The 23,359-nt window shown below is 61.6% G+C and carries 22 protein-coding genes, 2 pseudogenes and 1 other annotated feature; of the genes and pseudogenes, 14 read left to right on the top strand and 10 right to left on the bottom strand.

The window, feature by feature from the left end; genetic code table 11:
* Positions 1-334 precede the first annotated feature (334 nt).
* The 8 genes from OKW52_RS20285 to OKW52_RS20250 all read left to right on the top strand — a co-directional run bounded on the left by OKW52_RS20285 (position 335) and on the right by OKW52_RS20250 (position 3,772).
* Positions 335-673 (top strand): hypothetical protein, encoded by a 339-nt coding sequence (locus tag OKW52_RS20285; RefSeq protein WP_127109951.1) that lies wholly within the window; start codon positions 335-337, stop codon positions 671-673.
* The gene (locus OKW52_RS20280; RefSeq protein WP_264507311.1) at positions 666-797 is read left to right on the top strand and encodes a hypothetical protein; all 132 of its coding nucleotides are present in this window, start codon (positions 666-668) and stop codon (positions 795-797) included. Before OKW52_RS20285 ends, OKW52_RS20280 begins: the two co-directional genes overlap by 8 nt.
* A 70-nt stretch (positions 798-867) precedes the next feature.
* Positions 868-1,332: an N-acetylmuramoyl-L-alanine amidase gene (locus tag OKW52_RS20275; protein ID WP_264507310.1), complete on the top strand. Its 465-nt coding sequence runs from the start codon at positions 868-870 to the stop codon at positions 1,330-1,332.
* Entirely contained in the window at positions 1,332-1,670 is a 339-nt protein-coding gene (locus OKW52_RS20270; RefSeq protein ID WP_264507309.1) for a hypothetical protein, read from the top strand. The genes OKW52_RS20275 and OKW52_RS20270 overlap by 1 nt, the downstream gene beginning before the upstream one ends.
* Positions 1,615-1,905, top strand: coding sequence for a hypothetical protein (locus OKW52_RS20265; RefSeq protein WP_264507308.1), 291 nt, complete (start codon positions 1,615-1,617; stop codon positions 1,903-1,905). Before OKW52_RS20270 ends, OKW52_RS20265 begins: the two co-directional genes overlap by 56 nt.
* Positions 1,906-1,957: 52 nt before the next feature.
* Positions 1,958-2,233: a spike base protein, RCAP_Rcc01079 family gene (locus tag OKW52_RS20260; RefSeq protein WP_264507307.1), complete on the top strand. Its 276-nt coding sequence runs from the start codon at positions 1,958-1,960 to the stop codon at positions 2,231-2,233.
* Entirely contained in the window at positions 2,233-3,369 is a 1,137-nt protein-coding gene (locus OKW52_RS20255) for a LamG domain-containing protein (protein WP_264507306.1), read from the top strand. The genes OKW52_RS20260 and OKW52_RS20255 overlap by 1 nt, the downstream gene beginning before the upstream one ends.
* A gap of 1 nt (position 3,370) precedes the next feature.
* Entirely contained in the window at positions 3,371-3,772 is a 402-nt protein-coding gene (locus tag OKW52_RS20250; RefSeq protein ID WP_264507305.1) for a hypothetical protein, read from the top strand.
* Positions 3,773-4,175: 403 nt separating this feature from the next.
* On the opposite strand, the gene OKW52_RS20245 is transcribed toward OKW52_RS20250, so the two are convergent.
* Genes OKW52_RS20245 through OKW52_RS20235 form a run of 3 tightly spaced genes read right to left on the bottom strand, consistent with a single transcriptional unit; the run spans position 4,176 to position 8,058 of the window.
* The gene (locus OKW52_RS20245; protein WP_264507304.1) at positions 4,176-5,432 is read right to left on the bottom strand and encodes an McrC family protein; all 1,257 of its coding nucleotides are present in this window, start codon (positions 5,430-5,432) and stop codon (positions 4,176-4,178) included.
* 10 nt (positions 5,433-5,442) lie between these two features.
* A complete protein-coding gene (locus OKW52_RS20240) occupies positions 5,443-7,029 on the bottom strand; it encodes an McrB family protein (RefSeq protein WP_264507303.1) in 1,587 nt (528 codons plus the stop codon).
* Between the two features lie 3 nt (positions 7,030-7,032).
* Complete coding sequence (locus OKW52_RS20235; protein ID WP_264507302.1) at positions 7,033-8,058, bottom strand: DNA-methyltransferase; 1,026 nt, start codon at positions 8,056-8,058, stop codon at positions 7,033-7,035.
* A 1,378-nt stretch (positions 8,059-9,436) separates the two neighbouring features.
* On the opposite strand from OKW52_RS20235, the pseudogene OKW52_RS20230 reads away from it, so the two are divergent.
* Positions 9,437-10,701, top strand: a pseudogene (locus OKW52_RS20230) (IS3 family transposase).
* Positions 9,718-9,870 (top strand) — a sequence feature (AL1L pseudoknot). It overlaps the preceding pseudogene by 153 nt.
* A 190-nt stretch (positions 10,702-10,891) precedes the next feature.
* On the opposite strand, the gene OKW52_RS20225 reads toward OKW52_RS20230, so the two are convergent.
* The 6 genes and pseudogenes from OKW52_RS20225 to OKW52_RS20200 form a co-directional block, all read right to left on the bottom strand.
* Entirely contained in the window at positions 10,892-11,452 is a 561-nt protein-coding gene (locus OKW52_RS20225) for a hypothetical protein (protein WP_264507301.1), read from the bottom strand.
* The gene (locus OKW52_RS20220) at positions 11,449-11,871 is read right to left on the bottom strand and encodes a hypothetical protein (RefSeq protein ID WP_264507300.1); all 423 of its coding nucleotides are present in this window, start codon (positions 11,869-11,871) and stop codon (positions 11,449-11,451) included. Before OKW52_RS20220 ends, OKW52_RS20225 begins: the two co-directional genes overlap by 4 nt.
* Positions 11,858-13,387 (bottom strand): caspase family protein, encoded by a 1,530-nt coding sequence (locus tag OKW52_RS20215; RefSeq protein WP_264507299.1) that lies wholly within the window; start codon positions 13,385-13,387, stop codon positions 11,858-11,860. The genes OKW52_RS20220 and OKW52_RS20215 overlap by 14 nt, the downstream gene beginning before the upstream one ends.
* Complete coding sequence (locus tag OKW52_RS20210; RefSeq protein WP_264507298.1) at positions 13,341-15,905, bottom strand: PAN/Apple domain-containing protein; 2,565 nt, start codon at positions 15,903-15,905, stop codon at positions 13,341-13,343. Before OKW52_RS20210 ends, OKW52_RS20215 begins: the two co-directional genes overlap by 47 nt.
* A gap of 155 nt (positions 15,906-16,060) precedes the next feature.
* Positions 16,061-17,024, bottom strand: a pseudogene (locus OKW52_RS20205) (IS3 family transposase); the annotation flags it as partial.
* A 354-nt stretch (positions 17,025-17,378) separates the two neighbouring features.
* Positions 17,379-18,476: a glycosyltransferase gene (locus OKW52_RS20200; protein WP_264507297.1), complete on the bottom strand. Its 1,098-nt coding sequence runs from the start codon at positions 18,474-18,476 to the stop codon at positions 17,379-17,381.
* Positions 18,477-18,727: 251 nt separating this feature from the next.
* On the opposite strand from OKW52_RS20200, the gene OKW52_RS20195 reads away from it, so the two are divergent.
* From OKW52_RS20195 to OKW52_RS20175, 5 genes are all read left to right on the top strand, one after another.
* Positions 18,728-18,889, top strand: a complete 162-nt coding sequence (locus OKW52_RS20195; RefSeq protein ID WP_264507296.1) for a hypothetical protein — start codon at positions 18,728-18,730, stop codon at positions 18,887-18,889.
* A 151-nt stretch (positions 18,890-19,040) separates the two neighbouring features.
* A complete protein-coding gene (locus tag OKW52_RS20190; RefSeq protein ID WP_264507295.1) occupies positions 19,041-19,328 on the top strand; it encodes an acyl carrier protein in 288 nt (95 codons plus the stop codon).
* A gap of 328 nt (positions 19,329-19,656) precedes the next feature.
* Complete coding sequence (locus OKW52_RS20185) at positions 19,657-20,631, top strand: polysaccharide pyruvyl transferase family protein (RefSeq protein WP_319800488.1); 975 nt, start codon at positions 19,657-19,659, stop codon at positions 20,629-20,631.
* A gap of 3 nt (positions 20,632-20,634) precedes the next feature.
* Positions 20,635-21,498: a phytanoyl-CoA dioxygenase family protein gene (locus OKW52_RS20180; RefSeq protein ID WP_264507293.1), complete on the top strand. Its 864-nt coding sequence runs from the start codon at positions 20,635-20,637 to the stop codon at positions 21,496-21,498.
* Positions 21,495-22,313 (top strand): phytanoyl-CoA dioxygenase family protein, encoded by an 819-nt coding sequence (locus OKW52_RS20175; RefSeq protein ID WP_264507292.1) that lies wholly within the window; start codon positions 21,495-21,497, stop codon positions 22,311-22,313. Before OKW52_RS20180 ends, OKW52_RS20175 begins: the two co-directional genes overlap by 4 nt.
* Here the strand turns inward: OKW52_RS20175 and OKW52_RS20170 are convergent.
* Positions 22,310-23,170: a glycosyltransferase family 2 protein gene (locus tag OKW52_RS20170; protein WP_264507291.1), complete on the bottom strand. Its 861-nt coding sequence runs from the start codon at positions 23,168-23,170 to the stop codon at positions 22,310-22,312. The two genes, OKW52_RS20175 and OKW52_RS20170, sit on opposite strands and share 4 nt — an antisense overlap.
* Positions 23,171-23,359 lie beyond the last annotated feature (189 nt).

Below are 23,359 nucleotides of genomic sequence, written 5' to 3'. Positions count from 1 at the left end.
GCTGCCGGTTCGGAGTGACTGACCCAATGCCGTTGGGCTGTGCCTTAGACGGCAGCCTGACGGCCTGCTGCCTCCCCAGGGTCATCTCTGACGCGGCTAAAGGCCAAGAGGATTTTGCAGGTATGGCAAGTGCCACCGGACCAGGTTGGCACCAAAGGTCCGGTGGCTGCCCCCCCTGAAGTGGGCGAGACACGGTGTGGTCGTCAAAAAATTAGACAACATTGGGGCAATTCGCGGAGTTTTTTGAAACGTGCCGCAGTCGCTTCCGCTGATCTCGCGCCTTCCGGCGTATTTCTCGCAAATTGCAACGAAATTCCCAAAGTGAGAGGCCCGCATGGATTGGAACCTGTGGCAACAGATCTTCAATGAACGGGGCGCACTGCTCACGTTCTTTGGCGCGCTCGGCGGTGCGGTTCGCTCGGCTGCGCTCAAGACAACCTGGCGCGAAGGTCTGCGCGTGGTCTTCATGGGCGGGTCAACCGCGTTTGGTGTCGGCGTTCTCGCGCCCTTCATCCTGCGCCCGTGGATCGGCGATTTGCCGGATGACGTCGCGGGTGCCCTCGGCACGCTCTGCGCGGCTTCCTTTCTGGTTGGCCTGATGGCCGTGACCCTGATCGAGCGGCTGATCGACGGCAAGTCGATCGCGCCGCAGCAGGGGGGCGACGATGCCTGACCCGGTCCTGCGCCGCCCTGAGCGCTCACCCTGCGCCGACTTCTGGCACACCATACGGGTCGGCATCCCGGTCTTCGTCGTGCTGCTGGTTGCCTTGCCCGTCATGTTCAAAATGTTCGGTTGAAGGCGCAGGGGCAAGATCTTCGACCCGCCCGCGCAGGGCTGATCCTGCGCACCCCCTGAAAGGAAAGACCATGATCTATCAAGGCCGCGCCCGGCATCCGGTGCGCGAAGTCATCGTGCATTGTTCGGCAACCCGTCCGAGCTGGTTTCACGACCGCCCGCTGGCCGACAAGGTCGCCGAGATCCGGCGCTGGCATGTCCAGGATCGCGGCTGGCGTGACATTGGCTATCACTGGATCATCGACCGCGACGGCGCGGTGATGGCTGGCCGGAGTGAGACCGAAATCGGCGCGCATGTTGCGGGGCACAATGCGGGCACGATCGGGGTCAGCCTGATCGGCGGGCATGGGTCGGGGGTGCGCGACGCTTTCGCCGACAACTTCACGCCTGCCCAAGACGCAGCCCTGCGCCGCCTGATCGAGGCGATCAAGGGCCGGGTCGGCGGGTCGATGGCCCTGAGCGGGCATAACCAATACGCCCCCAAGGCGTGCCCCGGTTTCACTGTCGGCACCTGGTACGCGGGCGGCGCGGCCTGATGCCGTCGCGCCTGGCGATTGGCGCGGCGGCGGGCCTGGGCTTGGCCGTCGCGACCTATTCCTGGCACCTGATCGACCGCCGCGCCGCCGTGACTGAGGCGCGCACGGGCTATGTGCTGGCCGTTGAGCGTGACGCCGCGCTGGCCGAGCTCGACGCCCTGCGCAAGGCGCAAAGGGCCGCTGCCGCCGCCGCCGAGGGACTGCGCGGGCGCGTCGCCGAGGCTGAGGCCGAGGCAGAGGCGCGCGCGGCGCAATTGGAGGACTACCGCCTTGAAACGACTGTTGACCCTGCTTGCGTTGTCGGTCCCGATCTGCTGCGCCGCCTGCGCGCAAACTGACGCCGCGCGCCTTGCTGCTGCCGGTCGCTCGATCGGCACGGCCCGCGCCGCCCCGGCTGTGGCCGAGGTGTTTGCGACCCCGCCTGAGGACTGTCGCCGCACCACGCGCGGCGGCGTGCTCACGGGCGAGCGCTTGGACGTCGCTGTCCTGCGCCTCGATGCCGCCCTGGCACGCCAGAACGCCCGCACGCTTGCCTGTGCCGACTGGCTGAGTGCCGCCCTTCGCCACGAATAGGCTGCGGTGGCGATCGAGCGCCTGAAACACTGTTCACCCTTGGAGAAACACTATGAAAGACAAGGCAACACATATTTCCCGTCACAACGGGTCACCTGGTGAAAATCTGTGGCCGATCACGCCCAGCGACGACGCGGATCTGGCGTTTGTGACGCGCGGTCTTTACGTCGGCGGCGATGGCGATCTGATGGTTATTCCCTGGAACGGGGGCGAGCTGGGCGATCCGGTGCCGATCGTGGGCGTGCTGGCGGGATCGCTCTTGCCGTTCCGGGTGGCGCGGGTGCTGGCAACTGGCACGACGGCGACGAACATCGTGGGGATCGACTGATGCTGTCGCTTGGCCTTGGGCTGGGCCTCACGCAGACGCGGGCAGGGGGCCGTCGCTGGACCCCTGCCGCCATCTTCGGCCCGTCCGACACGGGCCTTTTGTTCGATGCCCGCGACCCGGCCACGCAGTATCTGACAAGCATGGGCATCACGAATGTTTCCGCGCCGGGAAACCCTGCGGGTCTGATCTTGAGCAAGACGCCCGGCCCCACGCCCGGGCCTGAGAAGTTGATCAACGGCGACGGCAGCGCTGTCGCCGGTTGGTCGGCGGCGCGAGGGTCGGAGGTTATCACCTCGGTTGGTGGTCGTATCCGTGTAACGGCAGCGTCGGCGGCAGTTATGGGCGTGTCTCAAGAGATCACCGGCCTTGTGGTTGGCGGGTTCTACCGTGTGACCCAGACGGGCTTTACGGGAACTGTCGGCAATATCTCAAACCGGCTCGCCGCGAACGCAGCGCTTGCGTCGGGGCTGATCATGTCGAGCTCGTTCGATCTGAACGAAGTTTTCATAGCAACGGCGGAAACTATGTACGTCGGCTGCACCGCCATACCGACCGCGCCGGGACAGTATGTCGAGATCGACAACATGTCGGTGCGCGAAATCCCTGGCTACCACGGCGTGCAGCCAACGGCAGGCGCTCGCCCGACCTACCAGAGCACCGGCCTTTCCTTCGACGGCAGCGACGACCGGCTGATGACGACGCTCAAGCTGGGTCTGAGTGGCACGATTATGTCGCGGTTCAATGGAGACGCGCCAAACAGGGCCTTACTCGGATGCACCCTCGGGCCGAACGGACATGCGCGGCTGGTTCTGGACTCGTCAGGCAGGCTGGCGGCGGGGGTTGGCTTGCAAAGCGCAAGTGTCCTCTCAGCCGGGCCTGACCTTCGCAACGCATGGCATGCAGGTGCGGTGAGTTGGGACGGCACCACCGTTAAACTCTATCTCGACGGGTCAGAGGTGTACTCCGATGCACAGGTTGGATCGGTGAACACCACCGTTGACATGGCAATCGGCGCCCTCAACTCGGGAGGCACGGCTACCGGCTTCTGGTCCGGCCAAATTTCCGACGCTCTTGTCATCGACCGCGCAGCGACCCCTGCCGAAATTCTCAAACTTCACAACCATTGGAGCGCCTGACATGGCCCAAGTACCGTGCATCATCATTGTTCCCGAGGCTCAGGCCGACAAGCTGTCCATCGTCTTTCAGGCGATGGGTCGGGGGCCGAACAGTTTCACCCAAGGCCGGAAGGTCTGCGCGAAAGACCCCAGCGCCACGTTTGAAACCCCGCCCACGCACCGGCTCATGCAGGACATGAGCGCTACGTCCGAGTTGGAAGCCATGTGGCGGCTGATGGCGGCTGGCGATGCCATGCCGCAGGTCAACTGGGGAGATACGCCGGGCATCACAGAGGGCAGCGCGATCGCAGCCGCGCAGAGCATGAGCGTGTTCTCGGTCGCCGGGCCGATGCAAACCGCGTGGAACGCCGAGGCAATCCTTGCCGGGCAAGGCCTCCAGTTTGTGCCCGACCCGGAGATTTGAGCGATACCCTTGCGCCATTCTAGCGCCGGGCAGCGGGCTGGCGGCGCGTGGGTTGAAGAGGGTGGCGGAACAGCTCTGCTGCGACGCGGGCACGTTCATGGCGTTCAACCGGCAGCGGCCTGCCGCGTGCGGCCGTCGGAGACGGCCCGCGAGCATAACCCGATCATGGGCGGCTGGTGAAATGCACCCGCCGTACTTGGGGAGCTACTCGCGAAGAGTGTGAACGGTCTTCGGGGTGATGAGAGGGCGAAGGTGCTCGTGACGTCTGGCTAGGATGTCGATAACGATCCGTGTATCGACAACGCCTGCTGTTCACTCACGGCCCATAGCCGCCGCACAAGATGCAACAGGTTGCTGCGGTGCGGCACCCCCAACAGGTCATCTATGGCGTCGTGTAGCATGGTTAGGCATCTGGAGTATTCAGAAGCGCACTGACGTCAGCAACCATCTGTGCCTGGGCTGCGCGAATGTCGCCCTGGATATCGACGCGATAGTGGTAAAACTGTGCGCCCGTAGAAAGCCGCCCAAGGCGCTCCAGCTTTTGGCTTTCGCCTTCATTGGCTGGAGAAAACAGGATGCCAAGCGGCGCCTTGGCGGCTGTAACATGGCTGATAATCTGGTAGCGGTCGATTTCCTTGAGCTTGGGTTTGTACTTCACTTCCCCAAGCCCGATGACGTTTCTTTTGCCGTATCGGAAGATTAAATCGGATTTGGTCGGAAAAGATCTGTTGTCCTCAAACAAGCGCCCCATATGCTTGTTCCCGTCCAGAACAGCGATGTTCCTTTCGCGTAACGCGATAAGGAAAGTCTGCCGGATAAATCGCTCGAAGATATCTTCAAGATTGAACAGAAATGAAGGTAATTCCTTTCCGCCTGGCTCGAACGTGAAGGCAATCCCGCCTCCAGTCAGGAGTAGCTGGTAGACCCGCAGTAGGCCCGAATAATGTGCCCGCAGTCGAAACGACACGGTTTGATCGAGTGTGAAGTCATGGATGCCTGGCTCCTGCGCCCGCACACGTTGCAAGGCGTCGAGCGCAAAGCCGATGAGCTTTCTGTCTTCGTCCCAATCCGCTGCCCGCGGCATGATTGCCGAAAAACGCAGGCAAGCGGCCTTAACGATGCGATTAATAGGACTGTCGATGCCGAACTCGAAAACGCTTGATACGGTTTCGACCGGATTACCCCGCGAGAGATAGCTGCCAATCGTCTGTCCAAACTCGACGCGGGGCTTGTAATAGCCGTTCACAGTCCTGCTGTAGTATGAACGCTCAAACCCTGCGGAGAGGGCGTTTTTCAGATAATGGCAGAAACTGCGCGCAAGAAGCTGGATCGGCGCGGGGTTTGAAGTGGTCTGATAGCGGCGCAGCGTCGGAAGTATGCGGGCATAGGACTCCCCGCCCACCTCCAGCATCGTCCAGAGGTTCTGGATCGGGAACTTGGGAACAATGTTAAGCGTGATCGCGCTGGTCAGCGGCAGATAGCCGATCAAACCCAAGGCCATTAGCCGCGCACCGTTAGGCACATCCGTGATCTCGACGGCCTGAAGTTTGCGTGTTTCCGGCAGGATCAGAGAGCTGCCATGTTTGTCGGCCAGATCGGTGCGCGGAAAGTAACGCCAGCCGCGTTCCTGGATTTCGATGACACGAGCCGGGGCGGTCATACCATACCCCCTATGCCTCTTCGTCGTCTTGGCCGGCGGCTTCGGCTTCCTCGTCTATTTTAAGCAGTTGCTCGATTTCGCCGCGCAGGGCCTCGAATCTCTGCGTGTCATGCAGGAGCGTGCGCTGTAGTCCGAGCTGCACCCGCCCCGTCCAAACATCATCAAGGTCTTCCATGGTTGTGACCCCGAGGAAATTCGTGTGACCGAACCCGGCGGGGAACGCATCTTTCAGAATGTCGAATAGCCTGAGCGTCCGTGACAGAACGCGCTGTTCGACGCCCTTCTCCTTCAGGTAGCGCTCGAGGGCCGATTTGTCCGGCTCCATCAGTATAACGATAAAACGCCGGAGAAGCGCGTCATCCAGATCGGTGACCGAGCGGTCAAAGGGGTTGGCGGTCGCTAGGACAATCAGATTTCGGGGCAGCGACGTGGGCTTGCCTGAAATGGCGAGCTTGAACTCCTTTCCACGGTAATCCAGCTCTAGGTATGTCAGCAATTCGCCAAAAATGCGCGCAACATCACCCCGGTTAAGTTCGTCTATCACCAGAACGTATAGCTTCTCAGGGTTCTGGCGAGCCTTGTCGGCAAATTTCAGGAAATGCCGCTGGTCAAGAATGTAGGTGACGCCCGTTGAGGCTTTTTCATCACCCTCGCCATCGGGCACCGCCGGACGGAACCCTTCAACGAAGTCGTCATAGCCGAAGGCCGGATGAAACTGCAAAAAGTGCGTGCGATCTTCGTCCCCGTCCGCAAGAAACTCGGCAATGTCATGCGCGTAGCGCGTTTTGCCTGTTCCCGGCGGTCCAGCAAGGAGGAATGAGCGCCCGCTATCTTTCGCAATGGCGCTGCGTATCTTTGCGAGAACCCAGTCATCGGGACTCAGGCGGCGTTTCTTTTCTTCCTCTTCGGGCGCAGGTTCTGGAGCGGGCGCGGCGAGAAACGCTTTCTGGGCGGGGGCAAGCTCTTCCTGAAACACACCATTATCGGGACGGGCCGCAATGGTTTGCGGCCAGGCACGGCCCGGCGTCAGCTTGAAGCGGCCCCGGTACGGCTCCTGAAACTCGTGCAGTTCCAGAACGGTCGTCACAAGATGGTCGTACAGCACTTGCCATGATGAGATTTCATCCGGGAAGCCTGAGAAGGCGAACAGCCAGACTAGGAAATCCTCGAACTGAAACGCCGCAGGGATTGCACCTTCGAAGGCGGGCTGAAAGGCATCGGTCAAGCGCACCGTCGCTTTCTCACCTTCCAGTTCCCCGCGCTGACGCATCTCGCGGTATCCGCGACTGGAGAACAAGTTGCCCCACATCTTCGTGTCCTGCCGGATCACATCGTCACCGGGGAACTCCTGTTTGACGCCCTTGAGACGGGGACGCAGCAGATTGTTTCCGCTCCTGAAGGGCGGAAAGCCGATCAGGCTGCCATTGAAGTAATTGTCGAGGAACTGGTCGGTCCCCCGACTCTTCGACATATCAACCAGTTCGCCTGTTCCAACATCATTCGCGGCGAAGACGAACGCCGGGATCAGCCAGTTGGCGCTGATCCCTTTAAGGGCTTCGATGGACGCCTTTATGGTGGGTATGTCGAAATACTGCACGCATCACTCTTGTTTTTTCTTCGTCCCTGGTTTGCGGAAGTTGTTCCGGTTTCCGGCCCAGTCATCCCAGAGTGCGGAGGGTCGTTTCAGACCGTCGGTGACCGCATTCCACGCTGCTGATTCGAATCCTTCGGCTTCCACAACTCCCTGAACATAGTCGATGTAGTCGCCGCTCATGTCTATACCCACAACATTTCGATGGTTGAGGAGCGAGGTGAGGACGGTTGTGCCGCTGCCGACGAACGGATCCAGGACATGGCCGTTAGGTGGGCTGCCGACTTCAATGCAGCGCCGTACTAGCTCGGAGGGGAACGCAGCGTTGTGGTTGGCGCGGCGGTTGCGCTCAATGGGAATGTTCCAGACGTCTTCCTCGACCAGCTTTGAGCGGTCGAAGCTGTAGAAACGGCTCTTGGCGAACATGAAGACGAATTCGTACTGGCGATACGGACGGTCGCGGGCAGTCGGCTCGACGAAGGAATTGCACCTGTTCCAGATGATCGAGCTACGGAGCGTCCATCCACGTTCCTGCATGGCGAAGGCGACCTTCCACGGCACCCCGATCATGCTTTTCTTCGGGATATCCCATCCGCCAACATCAACGGGGCGAACTTTCCGGCGCAGAAAATTGCGCGATGAGCATTTCGGATCGCTGCCGTGTGGCTGGCCGTTTCCGGAATAATAGGTGTCACCGATATTCAAAAAGAAGACGCCCTCGGGATGAAGCGTCCGCTTCACCTCGTCAAAAACCTCCATCAATGCGTCGATATAAGTTTCGACCGACTCTTCATGACCGAGCTGGCCGTCATAGCCGTAATCCCGAACCCAGAAATATGGAGGTGAGGTAACGGCCACGTTGAAAACGTCATCCGGCAGGCTCTTCAGCATTGTTGCGGAATCGCCGTGCATCAATCCGGCAAAGTGCCCTGTAGAGGATGAGTAGCCGTAGCGGGACGGGTTGCTGCTGGAGGATGATGGGGAGTCGGCGGAGTCGGTCTCAGGACTGAGAGCAGATGAAGCGACTGAATTCATGGATAGGGTTTCCTGTGCTGAGGGGCCTGAACCTTTTTTCTAGGATTGCTACACGCCAAGCGTGAACACAACAAGAACAAAAGACGTTCTGGCGGCGCTCAGAGCGGGCATATGGCGCGTGGGTCACAGGTCGGAACAGGATCTACTGCACAAGGTGTAGAGACAGGTGAGGTGAAGTGCAACAAGTTCTAGCCACCTCTCAGCACTTCAGCGCCGCGTGCCAGGCCGCCGGACCTTCATGTATGGTTCGGTGTCGGTGGAGAGGCAAATGTCGACGTCTGACGAGCTGGGTTTCCAGGGGCGGCGACAGGCCCCCGGATCGTGATTCACCTTCGATAAGGTGACGCAACCAATCCGCGCAGGGCTGGTTTCGATGTGACAGCATCTGCAAACAGTCAGCTCCCTACTTCCGTAGGTCCGGCAATACGCCCCTCTTTGCCGTGGTACTGTTGAAGTATCTTTTGGATCGTGGCCGAGTTCAGGTTCTGGATGCGCGCAATCTTCTCTGGCTCCACTCCTTCACCATGAAGGCACAGAAGCCGGAAACTCAAATGGTAGTCTCGCTCCCAGCGATGGCTTGCTCAAAAGGGGGCTGCGACCTAAATCAGAACTTTGTTTTTCAGGGAATAACTGCCGGTTCGGGCTGAGGCCGGTCATGCCTCGCGCCTGGGTCGAAGGTCCGCAGTGAGCAGGAATGCCGATTGCGTGGCGGTGGGATTCAGGGCGAGGAAGGTTTGCTCTCCGCCCTTCGCGACGATGTGATGAGTGAGCCGGACACGACGCCAAGGCGGAACTAGAAGCGACGTGGCGGTCGATAACGGTCGGCGATGCCCTGCCTCAGGTGAGCCGGGGTGAGACGCCGGGCATCACCGAGCGCAGCGCCACTGCTGTCGTGCAAAGCGTGATCGAGTCTTAAGTTGCCGGGCTGATGCGGACCGCGTGGAACGTCAAGGCAATCCTTGAAGGGTATCGTCTTTCCGGTTTGCGGAGTGCCGATAAGTGCTTGAATTCGTTAGGTCGTCTTGGATGGGATTTTGGTATTTTTTCCTTATTTCTCAACAAACTTAAACGGAATCATAATCCGCGTGTCGGGGGTTCAAGTCCCTCCTCCGCTACCACATTTTCCTGAAGAAACTCAGTGATCTCCAGGCACAGCTATGGTGGTCGCGGTTGCTCGCTTCGGCTGGGGCTACACCTGGGCTACAAAATCGACCTTCAAGCTCGTCGCGGTAGCCTCCTGGCGGGTACCAGTTCGAGATTCTCACGATAGGTGGATATTCCCAAGCGCAAGTTTCGGGACGTCTGAGTAGTACAATGTGAACCTCTGAACCGCACCGGGTTTGCCGGAGGCTCCAACTCTTGAGTAGGATGGAGCATCATGAGCAAGACAACGAACAAGTTTTCCCCTGAAGTGCGCGAACGCGCTGTGCGGCTGGTGCTGGACACCGAAGGCCAGCACGGATCGCGTTGGCAGGCCATCGTATCGATTGCCGCGAAGATCGGCTGCTCGGCGCATACGCTGAATGACTGGGTCAAGAAGGCCGAGGTCGACAGGGGCAAGCGCGCGGGCGTCCCCACCGAACTGGCCGAGCGGATGAAGGCGCTGGAGCGGGAGAACCGCGAACTGCGCCAGGCCAACGAGATCCTCCGCAAGGCCAGCGCGTATTTTGCGATGCTCGAAGGCAGAGCGGCATCGCTTCGAGCGATGCGTGAGAGGCTCGACCGCCGGTCGAAGTGATGGTGGGCTTCATTGATGCGCATCGGAATGCGCACGGGGTCGAACCGATCTGCAGCGTTCTGCCGATTGCCCCGTCCACATGTTACGATCACCTGGCCAAGCGGGCTGATCCCGCCCGGCGGTCGGACCGTGCGCGCAGGGATGAGGCGCTACGGCCCCGAGATCCGGCGTGTGTTTGAACAGAACTGGCGGGTCTACGGCGTTCGCAAGGTCTGGCGGCAGCTTCGCCGTGAGGGTTTCGATGTGGCCCGCTGCACGGTCGCAAGGTTGATGATAGTATGGGTATTCAGGGTATTATCCGCGGCAAGCCGCTCAGGACGACGATCCCCGACAGGAAGGCGCCCTGTCCGCTGGACAAGGTGAACCGCCAGTTCCGGGTGCCCGCGCCGAACGGGCTGTGGGTGTCGGATTTCACCTGTGTCGCCACCTGGAAAGGGTTCGTCTATGTCGCCTTCGTCATCGAAGTCTATGCCTGCCGCATCGTCGGCTGGCGCGTCAGCACGTCGGCACATGCCGGTTTCGTGCTCGATGCCCTGGAGCAGGCGGTGCATGATCGCCGTCCCGGCAAGGACAAGGGGTTGGTTCGCCTTAGCGACCGCGGGTCGCAATACTTGTCCATTCGCTACAGCGAACGGCTGGCCGAGGCAGGCATCGAGCCCTCGGTGGGTAGCGTGGGGGACAGTTATGACAACGCGCTGGCGGAGACGATCCACGGGCTGTTCAAGGCCGAGGTCATCCACCGCCGCGGACCATGGCGCAGCTTCGAGGCCGTGGAATACGCGACCCTCGAATGGGTGGACTGGTTCAACAACCGCCGCCTGCTCGAGCCCATCGGGAACATCCCGCCCGCTGAAGCCGAGGCCAAATTCTACGCAGCTCTGGAAACTGAGACCATGGCCGCGTAACTGACGTCAATTAGCCTCCGGCAAACCCGGTGCGGTTCAAAGGCTGGGGTTGGCCGGTAGATAACCATCTCCAACCACCGGCGGCTCCACGCCGCCCGCGTTGGTCTACTTCAATCAGCTCGAAACCGACAAGCAGGGGTAGAGTACAGCTTGAACCAGCGCGAAGACTTTCCAAGTGATCGAGAATAGCTCACTGGCGAGCCCCGTAGAGCAGCATCATGCCCGATCCATAACTTTGCATAGCATCTTGCCTTCCCTCGATTTCCGGCCCGAAGAATGAAACGAAGCCGGAGACGGAATCGTCAAAAAAGAGCAGCGCGGTTTCCCTTGAGCACAAACGCGCCTCGATGCAAAGCCCGAGGCGACTGAAGAACGAAACGACACGATCGAAACGGCGCTCAGCGTCTTCAACCGAAAACACATGCCGCCGCATCTGTGCCCAAAGATTGGCGCGCGCCGTTTCATTTTCGCGCGCCTCGCGTTGTTCTTCTTCGGGGACGCTGGCCATAAAGGCCATGGCGGATTCGCGCAGGGCCACAAAATCGTCGCGGTAGTGACGTGTTTCCCAGATGTCGATCAAGGACAGGGTGTGGGATGCACGTTCCGCCTCTTGCGCGGCAAAGTACTGGACGACGGCCAGAATGACCCCCACCGCGCCAAGCAAAGCGCCGAATGCGGTGACGAGATGTGCGACACCCTCCACCTTGCTCAGGGGCCATCCGAAGATGGAGCCATTGCCTTTTCTGTTCAAGGGCAGACCTCGTTCAGGTTGATGGTAATGGACGGGTCGATCGGAGCCTCATATTGCCGCAGGTAGTCGGCGAGACAACCAAGATTCCTTCTTTCGATAATATAGCGCGATCGCAGCAAGGAACGCACTGTCGCCGGAGTGTCATCGCCGCCGCCCAAGAAGATCGGAAAAGGGTCTACGCCACGCGATGTACTTCCGGCTCCGCCCTCGACGCAATCACTCAGGTCCACCTCCACCCGCGGCGTCTGCGCCATGTCAAGCTGTGCCTGCAATCCGTCATAAAAATTAAGGAAACAGGCGGCACTGTTGCTATCCAGTTCGGCGACGTCATCACAGACGAAGCAGTCACTGGCCAGCGCCGGCAAGGGAAGTGATGCCAAAAACGCGATGCTGAAACCGAAAACGTCAGAAAACCGCATAATCGCCAACCATCCTCGAACTCATCAGCCATGGCGTTTGCCTGTCGCCAGAGGCCGCCGCGACAATTGACCTGACCCCCTGAACCAGTTCGGAAGCCTCGATCCGACCATTCCGGTCGAGATCATGCTCTTCCCGGTCTGAGGATATTACGCTGAGAAGGGCATATGTGAAGACGCCCCCTCCGAATTCGCTGCCCTCCCAGCTCAGTTCTCCGCTCTTTGACGCGGCAAGAATGGTCAGGTTAGAAGGAACCTCGGAGAGGCCACGCACAACATCATCCATCGTCGCAAAGGTGCCTTGCCCTGCGGCCCCCGAATGGCAGGTGTCGAGGAGAATGGTTATTCGACCTTCGGTTTCGGCGAGCAGCCGCGAGATTTCGTCAAAGGCCAGTGCCGTTCCCGGCAGGTCGTCGAGCCGCGTTTCAGAGGTCGCGAGATAGAGTGCTCCCGACGGGTCCTGCACGCCATGTCCCGCAAAGTACAGGATGCCCTGCTCGCCCGGCGTGAGCCCGCCAGCCAGTGTTGCGACGGCGTCGCGAATCGCCTCCACGCTTGCATTGAGGTTGCCGAGATAGGTGACCTCGTTGCCGGCCTCTGCGAGAGCCTCACCAAAACGTCCGCCGTCACGCAGCGCGAAGTCCAACGAGGGGATCTCCGAGTCGTTATAGGTATTCACCGCAACGATCAGGGCTTGAGAAGGCCGATCGTTTTCGCTCGGGCCAAGATCGGCCGATTGCGCGTTGCTCGCCAGCCCCTGAGCATTTGTCGCAACGATGGAAACCCAGCGCGCCCCGGGCAGTCGCGGCACCCGCAATCCGTCCAGCGAGCCCTCTCGCGGCACGATATCTGTAAGGACACCATCCTGAAACACGCTGAGCGTCGTGACACTCCCCGAGACCACGTCAATTGCGGCTTCGATCTGATCCCCCGCCAAGGTGATGCTGCCGGCGATGTCCGGTGGGATCTGCATGCTCGGCACGTTGACGGCAGGGCCCTCATAGAGAACGGCTTGCAACAGGCCGTCGATGCGCCGGGTGGCGGCAAAGCGGTCGAGGCTGTACTGACGGGACCGGCCGGCGAAAGCGAGATCAATGAGATTCGCGGCATCGGCCGTGGCGTCGAAGCGGTAGTCCTCGGTCCAGATCGCCACCTCGTCATCGACGATGCGCCCGGACAGCCGAAGCTGGCCATTCATCACGTCATGGATATGAAACCCGCCATCTGAGTTTTCCTGCACGATGAAGCGTTGATCTGCAGATAGATAAGCGCTCCTCAGCAGATCGCCATCAGGAAGGGTCTCGAAGGTTCTGACAAGGGCCCGTTCCTTGCGGTCATACAACGCGATGACTCCGTTGCCACGCGCGATCAACAGTACGAACTGCGCGTTCCCGCGGATGTCAAAGGGGTGATCGTACCACAGTGGCCTCGAAGCGTTCTCGAAGAAGAAAGCCTGCCATTGCGGGAGTTGTTCACTGACCCGCGGAACCGGCCCGGCGAAATCGTGAATGTAGAGCACCGTGGTTGGCCGCAGCGAGCCATAGGTGGCGCCGGCAGTGCACCAGACCTGACTGACCCAAAGCGGAGCGGCGCCGGTGTCCAGGCAGAATCAGCCGGTCCACGTCCCGCACAAGCATCAGTTGCGTCGCTGAAGCCTCATTCTGATTCAAGTCCGAGTGGTAGCATTCGGACATCATCGCAGCGGGGCTTTCATCCGACCATGTGAACCGCCAGCCGTGTTGGCGGGCTTCTTCTGCCATCGGCTCGACAAAGGGCATCGCCGCGAGGGAGCCCGAGCGAAAGCTCGGGACAAAGGCACCCGTTGCCGGATCTCTGGTCAGATGCTCAGGGACTTCGGGTGACGAGGCGAGGCGGACTTCTGCCTCCGTCATATCCATCAAGGCAAGGCCAAGACGCGACAAGTGAAAGGCCGTGCGCGGGTCACGGGCGACCGGCCCTTGATCAAGCGGGGTCGGCACCAATCCAACGCGGCCGAAAGTCGCGCTTAGGCGTTCGGCGAAGGGTTGGGGGATGCGGTCTTCCGTAAAGGGGATGAAATTTTCGCGGTACTCCCAAGTCTGAGTGAGACCGCCTACGACGTCGAAGCCCATGCTCAGGGAAACCGGTGCCACGGTGCCAAGAGAATTCAGCGCGTGGTGATAAAGCGCCAAGCTTCCCGCGCCGCTGGATGAATATCCTCCATGTGCGTCCTCGCGAACGTTGTAATTCGGGTTCTGCAACGCTCCGACATAGTACCCCGAGCCCCCCCAAATCGTCACCGCCGCATTCTCCAGATCAATGCCGATGTGGGTCGTGCGCTCGGAAATGTTGCAGCATGACGGCCCGGTCAGCGTTCGCGGCAACTGAAAGGAATCTCCGAAGGTTGAAATGAGATCCACTTTGCCCCACGGGGTCGAACTGGATAGCGCAAAGCTGTCGCCGATACCCCAGTAGATCAATTCCCCCCTCAGCTGGCCGGCGACATGACCGTCCAGAATGTCCACGACGTCAAAGGCGCCGTCACGCTGTGCCACGACAAAACGATGGGTGGGAGAGAGGCTCAAATATTGCCCGCCGCGCTCGAAGACTTCCGCTCCTGAGGCCCGATCCAGAACCAAAAGGCGATTCTCGTTGAACAGGATCCTCCGCCCGTGCTCGGGGAGATCCAACTCGTGCGTATAGGTCTGGCGCCCCAGGAGATTGTTCAGCACCAGCCGCGCTTCTCCGGGTTGCACCGCCACCGACACGCGTGACGCAGAATGGACGCTTTCGCGACGACAGGACCGCTGGTAGGCAACAACCTGCACATCCAAGACCAGCGCACCTTCCTGCAGTGGCTCGATCCGGATACTTCCCGAGGGACCTGCCCCCCGCGCATGGAAAGCGACAAGTGCGCGGTGGCGCCCGGCGCCGGTTGTCATGCCGAAAGGGTTCGGGGCTTCGGGGCCCAAGGCATAATAACCGCTCCCGTGGAAGCGTACCGGGCCGCTGGTACTCACCATCAGCCAAATCGGGATTCTGGTGTCGAGATCCGCACCTTGCCAGGTCAGCTCGAGTGTATCTCCGACGCTCACAATGTTCTGCCACGGAAGCCGCAGTCGTAGCCCGTCTGCAAATGTCTGCCCGATGGACTGGGTCACGCCGCACGCAAGTCCCAAGCGTTGCGCGCCATGGCGCCGGCGCTCGGTCCACGAGGTCAGCGTATCATCCGGCCGCCAGCTCATGGTGGGGTCGACCACCGTGCCGCCCCCGGCCGCGACAGGGGTCAATAAGGCATGCCACCGCCCGATGGGGATGCCGCTGATCGCGCCGTTTCGCCCGCGCAACGTTCCGCGGCTCGACCGAAGATAACAGGAATTTCGCTCTCTCAAATGGGTGTAGGAATAACAGTGCCGTGTCTGGCGACAAATTTCCTCACATTGCGGCGCCGTCAATCCACGCATGAAGGGGTCGGTGTCCGGTCCGCGCAGATCTGCGACCAAGCTGCCCTGATTGCGGTATCTATCCCATTCGATGTCTTGACCGTCAGGGGGCCAAGACGTCGTGCTTTCGTTGGAAAAACGATCAAATTCTGCTGCGAAAGTTTCCATCCCGGTAGCAAAGGCGCGTTGCTGGGCGGCGCAGGTTTCCAGCGTCTCGCGAATGGCACGGGCCGACCCTGACAGGCTGACGGTTTGCCCCGTGCTAAATGTCGCTCGATGTCCGGCGGACAGAGCCTCGAGCAGCCCCGGGTGTTGCTGTGGGTCCGTAATCAATGCCCGTCCTTGGACCGCCGGCAAAGTCACCAGCGGGCGCCCATCAACGGTGATTCCAATGCTTTCGGTGATCTCCCGCTCGAGACGGACCTCCAAGGTGGTCAGACCCGCATGTGCACAGTGAAGACTCAGGCATTCGCCACCTGAATTGTTGGTGCAGGCTTCATGCCCAGGGGCATACCAAGATTGGGCCGGATGCCAAGGCCCCAGCGATTGGGCTGCAGCATCGACGCCGAAGCATTGCGCGATAACAAACCCGATCCCAAATAAACGCCACACCATTTCACAGAACTCCAAATTCTTCAGGTAGAATGCGACGCCACAATTCTCTCACGCAACCAAAATTTCGGTGGGACCACACGAATTGGTTGGCCCCTGCCGTTAGTGTCCGAGGAGCGGGTGCAATTTCGCCGCCGCCGACGGTATGATCCCGGGCGGCCATTGAGGTGTAGGATTGAGGTGAAGCTCTTGCAGCAACCGTTTCCCGAATGGCTCCCCAGTTCGATGATCGCTATCTTCGCCCCGACCGCGGCGATCCAGTCCCACACGGCTTTTGCGATGAACGCAGGGCCAATATCCGACCGAACATGGTCGGCACCCCTCAAAGGATAAAGAGATCGGTCAGAACGTCGATCACCGCCATGAAATTGAGCTTCCGGTCGATCAGGATCGCCAAGCACTCCCGGGTGAACTCGTTGACGATGTTCAACATGCGAAACTTTCTTCCGTCATGCGTCTGGCTCTCGACGAAGTCGTAGGACCAGACATCGTTCAGATGTTCGGGGCGCAGCCGGATGCATGACCCGTTGTTCAGCCAGAGCCGGCCTTTCTTCGGTTGGTTCTGCTGCACCTTCAGCTCCTCCCGTCGCCATATCCGCTCGATACGCTTCACGTGCACGACCCAGCCGGCTTCCCGGAGAAGCACGGCGATCCGGCGATAGCCGTAGCGCCCATACTGCGAGGCAAGTGCGACGATGTTCGCGGTTGGGGTGTCTTCGTTGGATCGGCCCCGCGGCACCGTCCGTTGAGTGGAGCAATGCTGTCCGAGCACCCGGCAGGCCAAGTGCTCCGAGACACCGGACATTGTCCGCACGTGATCGATGCAGGCTCGGCGACGGGCGGAGCTCAGAAGTTTCCTGGGGTGTTCGCGCAGGATCAAATTCTCAAACGCCAGATCCGACACGTCCCTTCTGAGCTGCTCGTTCTCCTTCTCCAGCTCTTTCAGGCGTTTCACCTGGTCGGTCGTCAGACCGCCAAACTCCTTGCGCCAGCGGCAGTAAGTGAACGGCGTTACCCAGGTGGACCGCACCGCCTCGGCAACTGACGACCCTCCGATACCAGAACGTCCGCTTGCCGAATCTTCACGACTATCTCTTCCGGCTTATGTCTCTTCTGTCCTATTCCTTCGGCCTTATTCTGGCTCGAAAGTCTACGTCAGCGAGGACCACTTTTGACGGGGCAGGGCAGTATGCGCAGCACAGGGTCCTCTGAGAGCCGGTTCCTGACGGCAGAATCTTCGGGTGATTGTGTGCGAGCCCAGTTGCAGAGGCGATTCGAAGGTGGCACTGTCCCCCTTGCCACCTTCATCCCCTTTGGCGAAGCTTACAAAGCGTTATTTTACAAAGCATTAGGTCGTGGGGTTTCTGGCCGGAACGCTCCTCCGCTACCATCCTTTTCCTTTTTCAGAACATTCTGATGCGTTTCAGCCGGTCCGGCGCTTGCGGTGTCATGCGCCAGCGGGCGGAATAGGGCGCTTTATGCCGCCATCGCGAGAAGGGGTGCGATCATGGCGTCGATGGAATGGTGGGTTCGGGCCCAGGCTTTGGCCGAGGCGCTGACGGTGGGGCGGTTGCGGATGACCTGATCCAGAAATTCGACAATCTCGTCCGTCTGGGAGTACCGATCAAACCGTAGCCCCGTCATCGTCGACGCAACCAGTTCTTCGGGCAAGGCATCTGCCTGACCGACGACAGCGGCACCGGCCATCTGGGCCTCGACGACCTGGTTTTCGTAAAGCCCGGGATAAACGGTGCGGCCGTTGATGACAAAGGCGTTCTTCGACTGGCGCGAGTGGTCGACATTGATCATCAGATACGCCCAGAGCGGCGCGAGGAACTGGCGGTAGAATTGTCGTGCGGGCAACAGGCCAATGCGCCGTGTGGTCAGGCGCGGGTCGTCGAAACGCGCACCGATCAGGTCAACGGTGCCATGGCGACGGCGCAATTCCTCAAGAACTGGGGCCAGATAGGAATATTCATCGCCCGACGCACCGACGCCTTTTTCGATGCCGAAAACCGGCGCGCCGTCAAAGGTGTCATCGGGCACCAGCCAGTCCTGACGAAAACCGCGCGGCTGGTACAGGCAGCGCTTCAGGGCTTCGGGTTGGCTGGTTGCAAAACTTTCAGCGGCAAGGGCAAAGTCGCTGTTCAGGGCCAGACCAACGATATCATAGCGGTTTGTGATGCCCTTGAAGATCCGGGCATCGCGATCGGGGTCACCGACCAGCAGGCGCGGTGTATTCTTGGCGACGAGCCGCGCAGCTTTGCGGATGGCGGGCCAGAAGGCCTCATCTTCTTTGAAATAGCTTTGCCAGATGACCAGATCGAAGCGTCCCAGATCCGTGTCCGGGTCAATGACGCGGATGTCGAAGGCTTCGGCCTCGAAGGTATCGAGGTCGCTCACGCTCTTGCCGAGCTTGGCAAGCCGCGCGTGCTGCGAGCGGACCCCGACCTCGGGCAGAAGCAGCGTGACATCATGGCCGAGGCGCGCGAACCCATACACGAAATTGGCGGACATCAAGGCATTGAAGCCGGGATACAGGTCCGGGTGATGGCCAAAGACGCCGATTTTCACGAAAGATGATCCTTATATTCCAAGGCATTGGCTGCAGAGCGCCACCGTTGACAGTGGGTGGTCCGTCCCATGGTCGGAGCCGTGCCGCAACGGCGGCCCAAAAGTGTGCGGTCTGTCTGGACTGGTTCCCGCCGCGTCTCAAGGGGGCGCGCACCGCCTTGGCCCGCACTGGGCGACAAAGCCGCGCTGTGTGCCAAGAACTTTGCGAAGATGCGGTAGGCCGTTGCCTTGGGGCCATCAAGGAGAGTGGTTTGCCCGCTGTTGTCCGTCTTGCGCTGCGGGTGCTCGGTCTGCGCGCCTGCCCTGTGCCTGTCGCGGCGCAGCATCGGGCGATCCGCGATATCATCGAGCGTGCCCGGCCGCTCGACATCCATTTCGTTTTTCCCGCCCACACCCTCCATATCGTGCGGTAGAAGTGCAGGTAGAAAGCGATCAAATTAACCGACAAATAAAGGCGGCAATAACCAACCTTCATTCGATTCGCGGTCTGGTTGCGCAGCGCACGAAGGTAAGGGATACTCAAAGCGCACTTCGCAGCCTCCCTCTTGTTATGAAAGGCGCTTCATGACCTCCGACGCGCACCTGTCACACCCTGCCGATGCCGAGGCTATCCAGAACTGGATGGTGACCTATATCACCTCGGTCATCGATGTTCCTGCGGACCCTTTCCCGGTTGCCGAACGATTTGACAACTATGGTCTTGATTCCATTGAGATTACGATCATGTGCGGCATGATGGAAGAGACCTATGAGATCGAGGTGGGCCCCACTGAAGTCTTTGATCATCCCAGCGTCGCCGAGCTGTCCCAGCATATCGCAAGGCGGCTCAAGGACAGGTCTGCGGCGGCGTGACAACGGCGGCAGATCAGCGGGGGGACGTCCGCGACGTCATGATTTGCGGCATGTTCGACATGCGCAATTTTGGCGATCTGTTGTTCCCGCTGATTGCCGAGCATGAGCTGGGTCTGCACGGATACAGCGTGCAGGCCGTGTCGCCGACCGGTGCGGCAACCGGGTTGAGCGATGCGATGCCGTCGCAGTCGATTGCGCAGTTGTTCGACCCGGATCTGCCCTGCGCCGCCGTGGTGATCGGCGGCGGGTATCTGGTCCACACGCACCGCATGGACATGCTGCACGAATACCGCGGTCTTGGTGTCGGGGCCTGTGCCGCGTCGTCGATGTGGCTGGGCGCGACGCTGGCGGCGGCGCTGCGCGATGTGCCGCTGGCGTGGAACGCGCCGGGGTTCCGCACCCGCTGCGGCCCGGTTTTCAACGCCTCGCGGCTGCCGCCTTTGACGCGGCGGATTACCTGTCGCTGCGCGACCCGGGTTCGGTCCGCATGGCTGGTTTGGCTGCCGGTGGCCCAGCGCAGGTGGTTCCTGACCCGGTGCTCGGCCTTGCGCGGATGTGGCCCAAAGCCAGCTTGCGCGGCGATTTCGACCGGCTGGCGCAGCGCCTCGGGTTGACCACGCGCGACGGGATTTTGGCCGTCAGCGTGCGCCGCCGCTCGCTGGGCGATGTGCCCGTCGCCGTATTTGCGCAAGACTTGGGCGCGCGGTGCAAGGCTCTGAACCTGACGCCGGTGATGATCGGTCTGGGCAGTGCGCATAGCGACGACCGGATCGCACGCGAGGTGTCGGCGGCGTTGACCGCGATGGGCTGCCAGAACGCGGCGCTCGATCAGCCCGAACAGTTGCGCGATATTGCGGCGCTGATCGCGTATGCCTCGGCCTATGCGGGATCGTCGCTGCACGGCTATATTGCCGCGGCTGCCTATGGCACGCCGGGGCTGTTGGTCGCGCGTCCGGCGTACCGCAAGTTCGACGGTCTGGTGCAGCATCTGGACCGGGACGCGGACAAGGTGAACGACTGGGCGCAGGCGCTGGGCCGGTTGTCTGATGCCGTCGGCCAGCCGCACACCACGCTGTCGTCCGGCGTCCAGCGTGCGCTGACGCAGCATTGGAACCAGATCGCGGCTGCGATCAACGGCGGGGCCACGCCACGCCGTGCTGCCCGCCTGCGGTTTGCGGCGCTGTCGATGGGGGAAGGGATGCGCCAGCAGAACGCACTCTGGGCCATGCTTCCCTACACCACCGCCCGCGACAGGGCAGCGGCCCTGTCTGGCGGCGACGTCGCGCACAAGGAGCCGTTCTGACAGATGACCGACGCCCACCCCATGCCCCATGCGCTTTCCGCCGAAGCCGTCGCGCAGTTCGCGCGCGACGGGGTGGTTGCGCCGATCAACGCCCTGCCGCCAGCGGACGCCCGCCAGTTGCTGGCCGATTTCGAGCGGATCGAGGAGACTCGCCACGGGCGCTTGTCCGGGCTGGTGCGGATCAAGCCGCATTTGTTGCTACCGTTCCTGTGGGACGTGGTCCACGACCCGCGCATCGTCGACGCGGTGGCCAGCGTTCTGGGGCCTGATATCTTGTGCATCGGGTGCAGTTCGATCGACAAACCGGCCGCATCCGACGGGTATGTCGCCTGGCATCAGGATGCGACCTTCTGGGGGCTCAGCGCCACCGATGGCGCGACGGCGTGGCTGGCGCTGACCCCGTCGACTCCTGCGTCCGGCTGCATGGCGGTCGTCCCCGGCACCCACACCCGGCAGCTAAGCCACTTCGACACACAAGATCCGCAAAACATGCTTGGTGCGCGCGAAGAAGTGGCGGTCACGGTCGATCCGGCACAGGCGCGCCCGCTGATCCTGAACCCCGGCCAGATGTCGCTGCATCATCCGCTGGTGCTGCATGGCTCGGGTCGGAACACGACGGCGCAGCGCCGGTTGGGCTTTGTGATCCGCTACGTCGCGGCCAGTGTCCGGCAAGAGGGCGCGACCGCAACGCTGGTGCGGGGCCGCAACCTGTCAGGGATGGCGCTTGAACGCGCGCCCGAAGGCGAGATGCATCCCGACGCGCTGGCCCGCCACAGCGACATCGTCCGCCGTGCCGGGCGGGTGATCAAAAACGGCAAGCTGGCGCATCTGGCGGCTTCGTCGGCAAAACCGGTGGACCAGCCATGACCGACACCCTGTCCACGCGCTTTGCCCAGAGCGGCTATGCCGCGCCGATCCCCGTGCTAGAAACGGCCGAGGTCGAGGCGATCCTGTCCCAGCTGCTGGCCGCAGAAGCGCGGTTCGGCGGGCAGTTCCCGATGGCGATCAACGCCAAGGCGCATCTGCTGTTTCCCTTCCTGTGGGGCGTCGTTCACGATCCCCGCATCCTGGACGCCGTGGCGCAGATCCTTGGGCCGGACCTGCTGTGCTGGGGGTCGAGCTTTTTCTCCAAGGACGCCGGGTCCGATGACACCGTGCCGTGGCATCAGGACGGCACCTGTTGGGGGCTGGATCAGCCCAAGGCGCTGACCGTCTGGCTGGCGCTGACCCCCAGCACGCCCGAGATGGGCTGCCTGCGCGTGCTCCCCGGCAGCCACAAGACCCCGGTTCGCCACGCCATCCGCAACGCGCCGTCCAGCATGTTGCCGCTGGGCGAAGAGGTCGCGCTGGAGGTGGATGAGGACCAGATCGTCGATTGCCCGCTGCGTCCGGGCGAAATGTCGATGCACCATGTCATGCTGGTCCATGGGTCGCACCCGAACCGAGCACCCAGCGGTCGGCGCATCGGCTTTGCAATCCGCTATATCGCCGGCGATGTGGCGCAACGGCAGGGCAGCCGGGGGTTTGCGACGCTGGTGCGGGGTCGCGATCACGGCACCTACGATCTCGAGCAACGCCCCGACAAGGCCCTGTCGCCGGAGGCGCTGCGCCGCCACAAGGCGATCCTGCAACGATCCCGTGATATTGTCGCGGCCGAGGCGGCGCAGCTCGACGGCGCTTAGCCTTTGGCCAGCGTGCCGGTGGCCGCGTCAAAGACCCAGCCTTTCTTGCGAACCATGCGCGGCGGATGCCCGCGCAGCGCGTTGTAGGCCCGCGAGGCTTGCTTGACCATTGCGACCGTCTTGTCCGCATCGCTGGTCGATGTGCCGCCGTGGATCTGGTGAAAGGTCGAGACGCCTTTCATGTATATCAACTGTGTACCCGGATGGGCCACGGCGCGCGTCAGCATGTCCGGGTTGCACATCCCGCCGCCAGCGTCGGTAAAGGCCGGATCGTAGCCCCCCAAAGCGTCCCAGGTGTGCCGCGCCATGAACAGCGCGTTGGTTTCCAGTATTGCCGCCGAGGTGCCGGACATTTCGGGACAGGACACCGCGACGAGATCCGCCTCGGGGTTTGGCCAGCCCGCCGTCTCCAGCAACGCATCCTCGACGGTCTGGTTGTACCCGTCGCGCGCGCTGACCGACTGGTGGGCGGGGCCGAACTGGCGGTTCATCGTGGCGATGACGGGGGCAGGGTGATGGGCCGCCGCCGCCCGGACACAAGCCAGCAGATTGGCCGAGGCCAACCGCGCCCCGTCGATCCACGCGCCGATCAGCGGGGCCTTTGCCAGCGCCAGCGCCTCGTTCATCGCGCCGACCGGCGAGGCGCTGGGCCGCGAGACGCGGCGGATCTGCGGCGCGGGCTCCATCTCGGGGGCAACGGGCAAGGTGTCCGAGCCATTGTCCACGACAATGATCTCGTAGCGCAGATCATTGATGCCTTGTTGAAAAGCGCGCGACAATGACCAAAGCGTGCGCGGCAACTCGCGCGCCATGTTCCAGCAAACCACGACAACCGAGATTTCAGGAGAGTCGGCCAATTTCGCTTTCCTCAATGATGTGAAAGGCCTAGGTTGACCGGACCATAGTCACGTCAGGCCTTTGCAACAATGCCCCATGCGGACAATCAGGCACGGCGGCGGGCGACGCTTACGGATGCCTGTCGCGATCCTATCATCAGCGCTGCGCCGCATCGGATCGGGTTCGGCAAGTGGCGCGTGTCGCGGATG

This window comes from Pararhodobacter zhoushanensis (assembly GCF_025949695.1).
GTDB lineage: Bacteria > Pseudomonadota > Alphaproteobacteria > Rhodobacterales > Rhodobacteraceae > Pararhodobacter > Pararhodobacter zhoushanensis_A.
This window is presented reverse-complemented; position numbering and strand designations above follow the sequence as displayed.

Coding starts and splice junctions, on each gene's coding strand:
- OKW52_RS20280 (WP_264507311.1), top strand. CDS start 666: ATGCCTGACCCGGTCCTGCGCCGCCCTGAGCGCTCACCCTGCGCCGAC.
- OKW52_RS20190 (WP_264507295.1), top strand. CDS start 19,041: ATGACCTCCGACGCGCACCTGTCACACCCTGCCGATGCCGAGGCTATC.
- OKW52_RS20245 (WP_264507304.1), bottom strand. CDS start 5,432: ATGACCGCCCCGGCTCGTGTCATCGAAATCCAGGAACGCGGCTGGCGT.
- OKW52_RS20255 (WP_264507306.1), top strand. CDS start 2,233: ATGCTGTCGCTTGGCCTTGGGCTGGGCCTCACGCAGACGCGGGCAGGG.
- OKW52_RS20175 (WP_264507292.1), top strand. CDS start 21,495: ATGACCGACACCCTGTCCACGCGCTTTGCCCAGAGCGGCTATGCCGCG.
- OKW52_RS20250 (WP_264507305.1), top strand. CDS start 3,371: ATGGCCCAAGTACCGTGCATCATCATTGTTCCCGAGGCTCAGGCCGAC.
- OKW52_RS20275 (WP_264507310.1), top strand. CDS start 868: ATGATCTATCAAGGCCGCGCCCGGCATCCGGTGCGCGAAGTCATCGTG.
- OKW52_RS20180 (WP_264507293.1), top strand. CDS start 20,635: ATGACCGACGCCCACCCCATGCCCCATGCGCTTTCCGCCGAAGCCGTC.
- OKW52_RS20285 (WP_127109951.1), top strand. CDS start 335: ATGGATTGGAACCTGTGGCAACAGATCTTCAATGAACGGGGCGCACTG.
- OKW52_RS20260 (WP_264507307.1), top strand. CDS start 1,958: ATGAAAGACAAGGCAACACATATTTCCCGTCACAACGGGTCACCTGGT.
- OKW52_RS20235 (WP_264507302.1), bottom strand. CDS start 8,058: ATGAATTCAGTCGCTTCATCTGCTCTCAGTCCTGAGACCGACTCCGCC.
- OKW52_RS20270 (WP_264507309.1), top strand. CDS start 1,332: ATGCCGTCGCGCCTGGCGATTGGCGCGGCGGCGGGCCTGGGCTTGGCC.
- OKW52_RS20210 (WP_264507298.1), bottom strand. CDS start 15,905: ATGGTGTGGCGTTTATTTGGGATCGGGTTTGTTATCGCGCAATGCTTC.
- OKW52_RS20220 (WP_264507300.1), bottom strand. CDS start 11,871: ATGCGGTTTTCTGACGTTTTCGGTTTCAGCATCGCGTTTTTGGCATCA.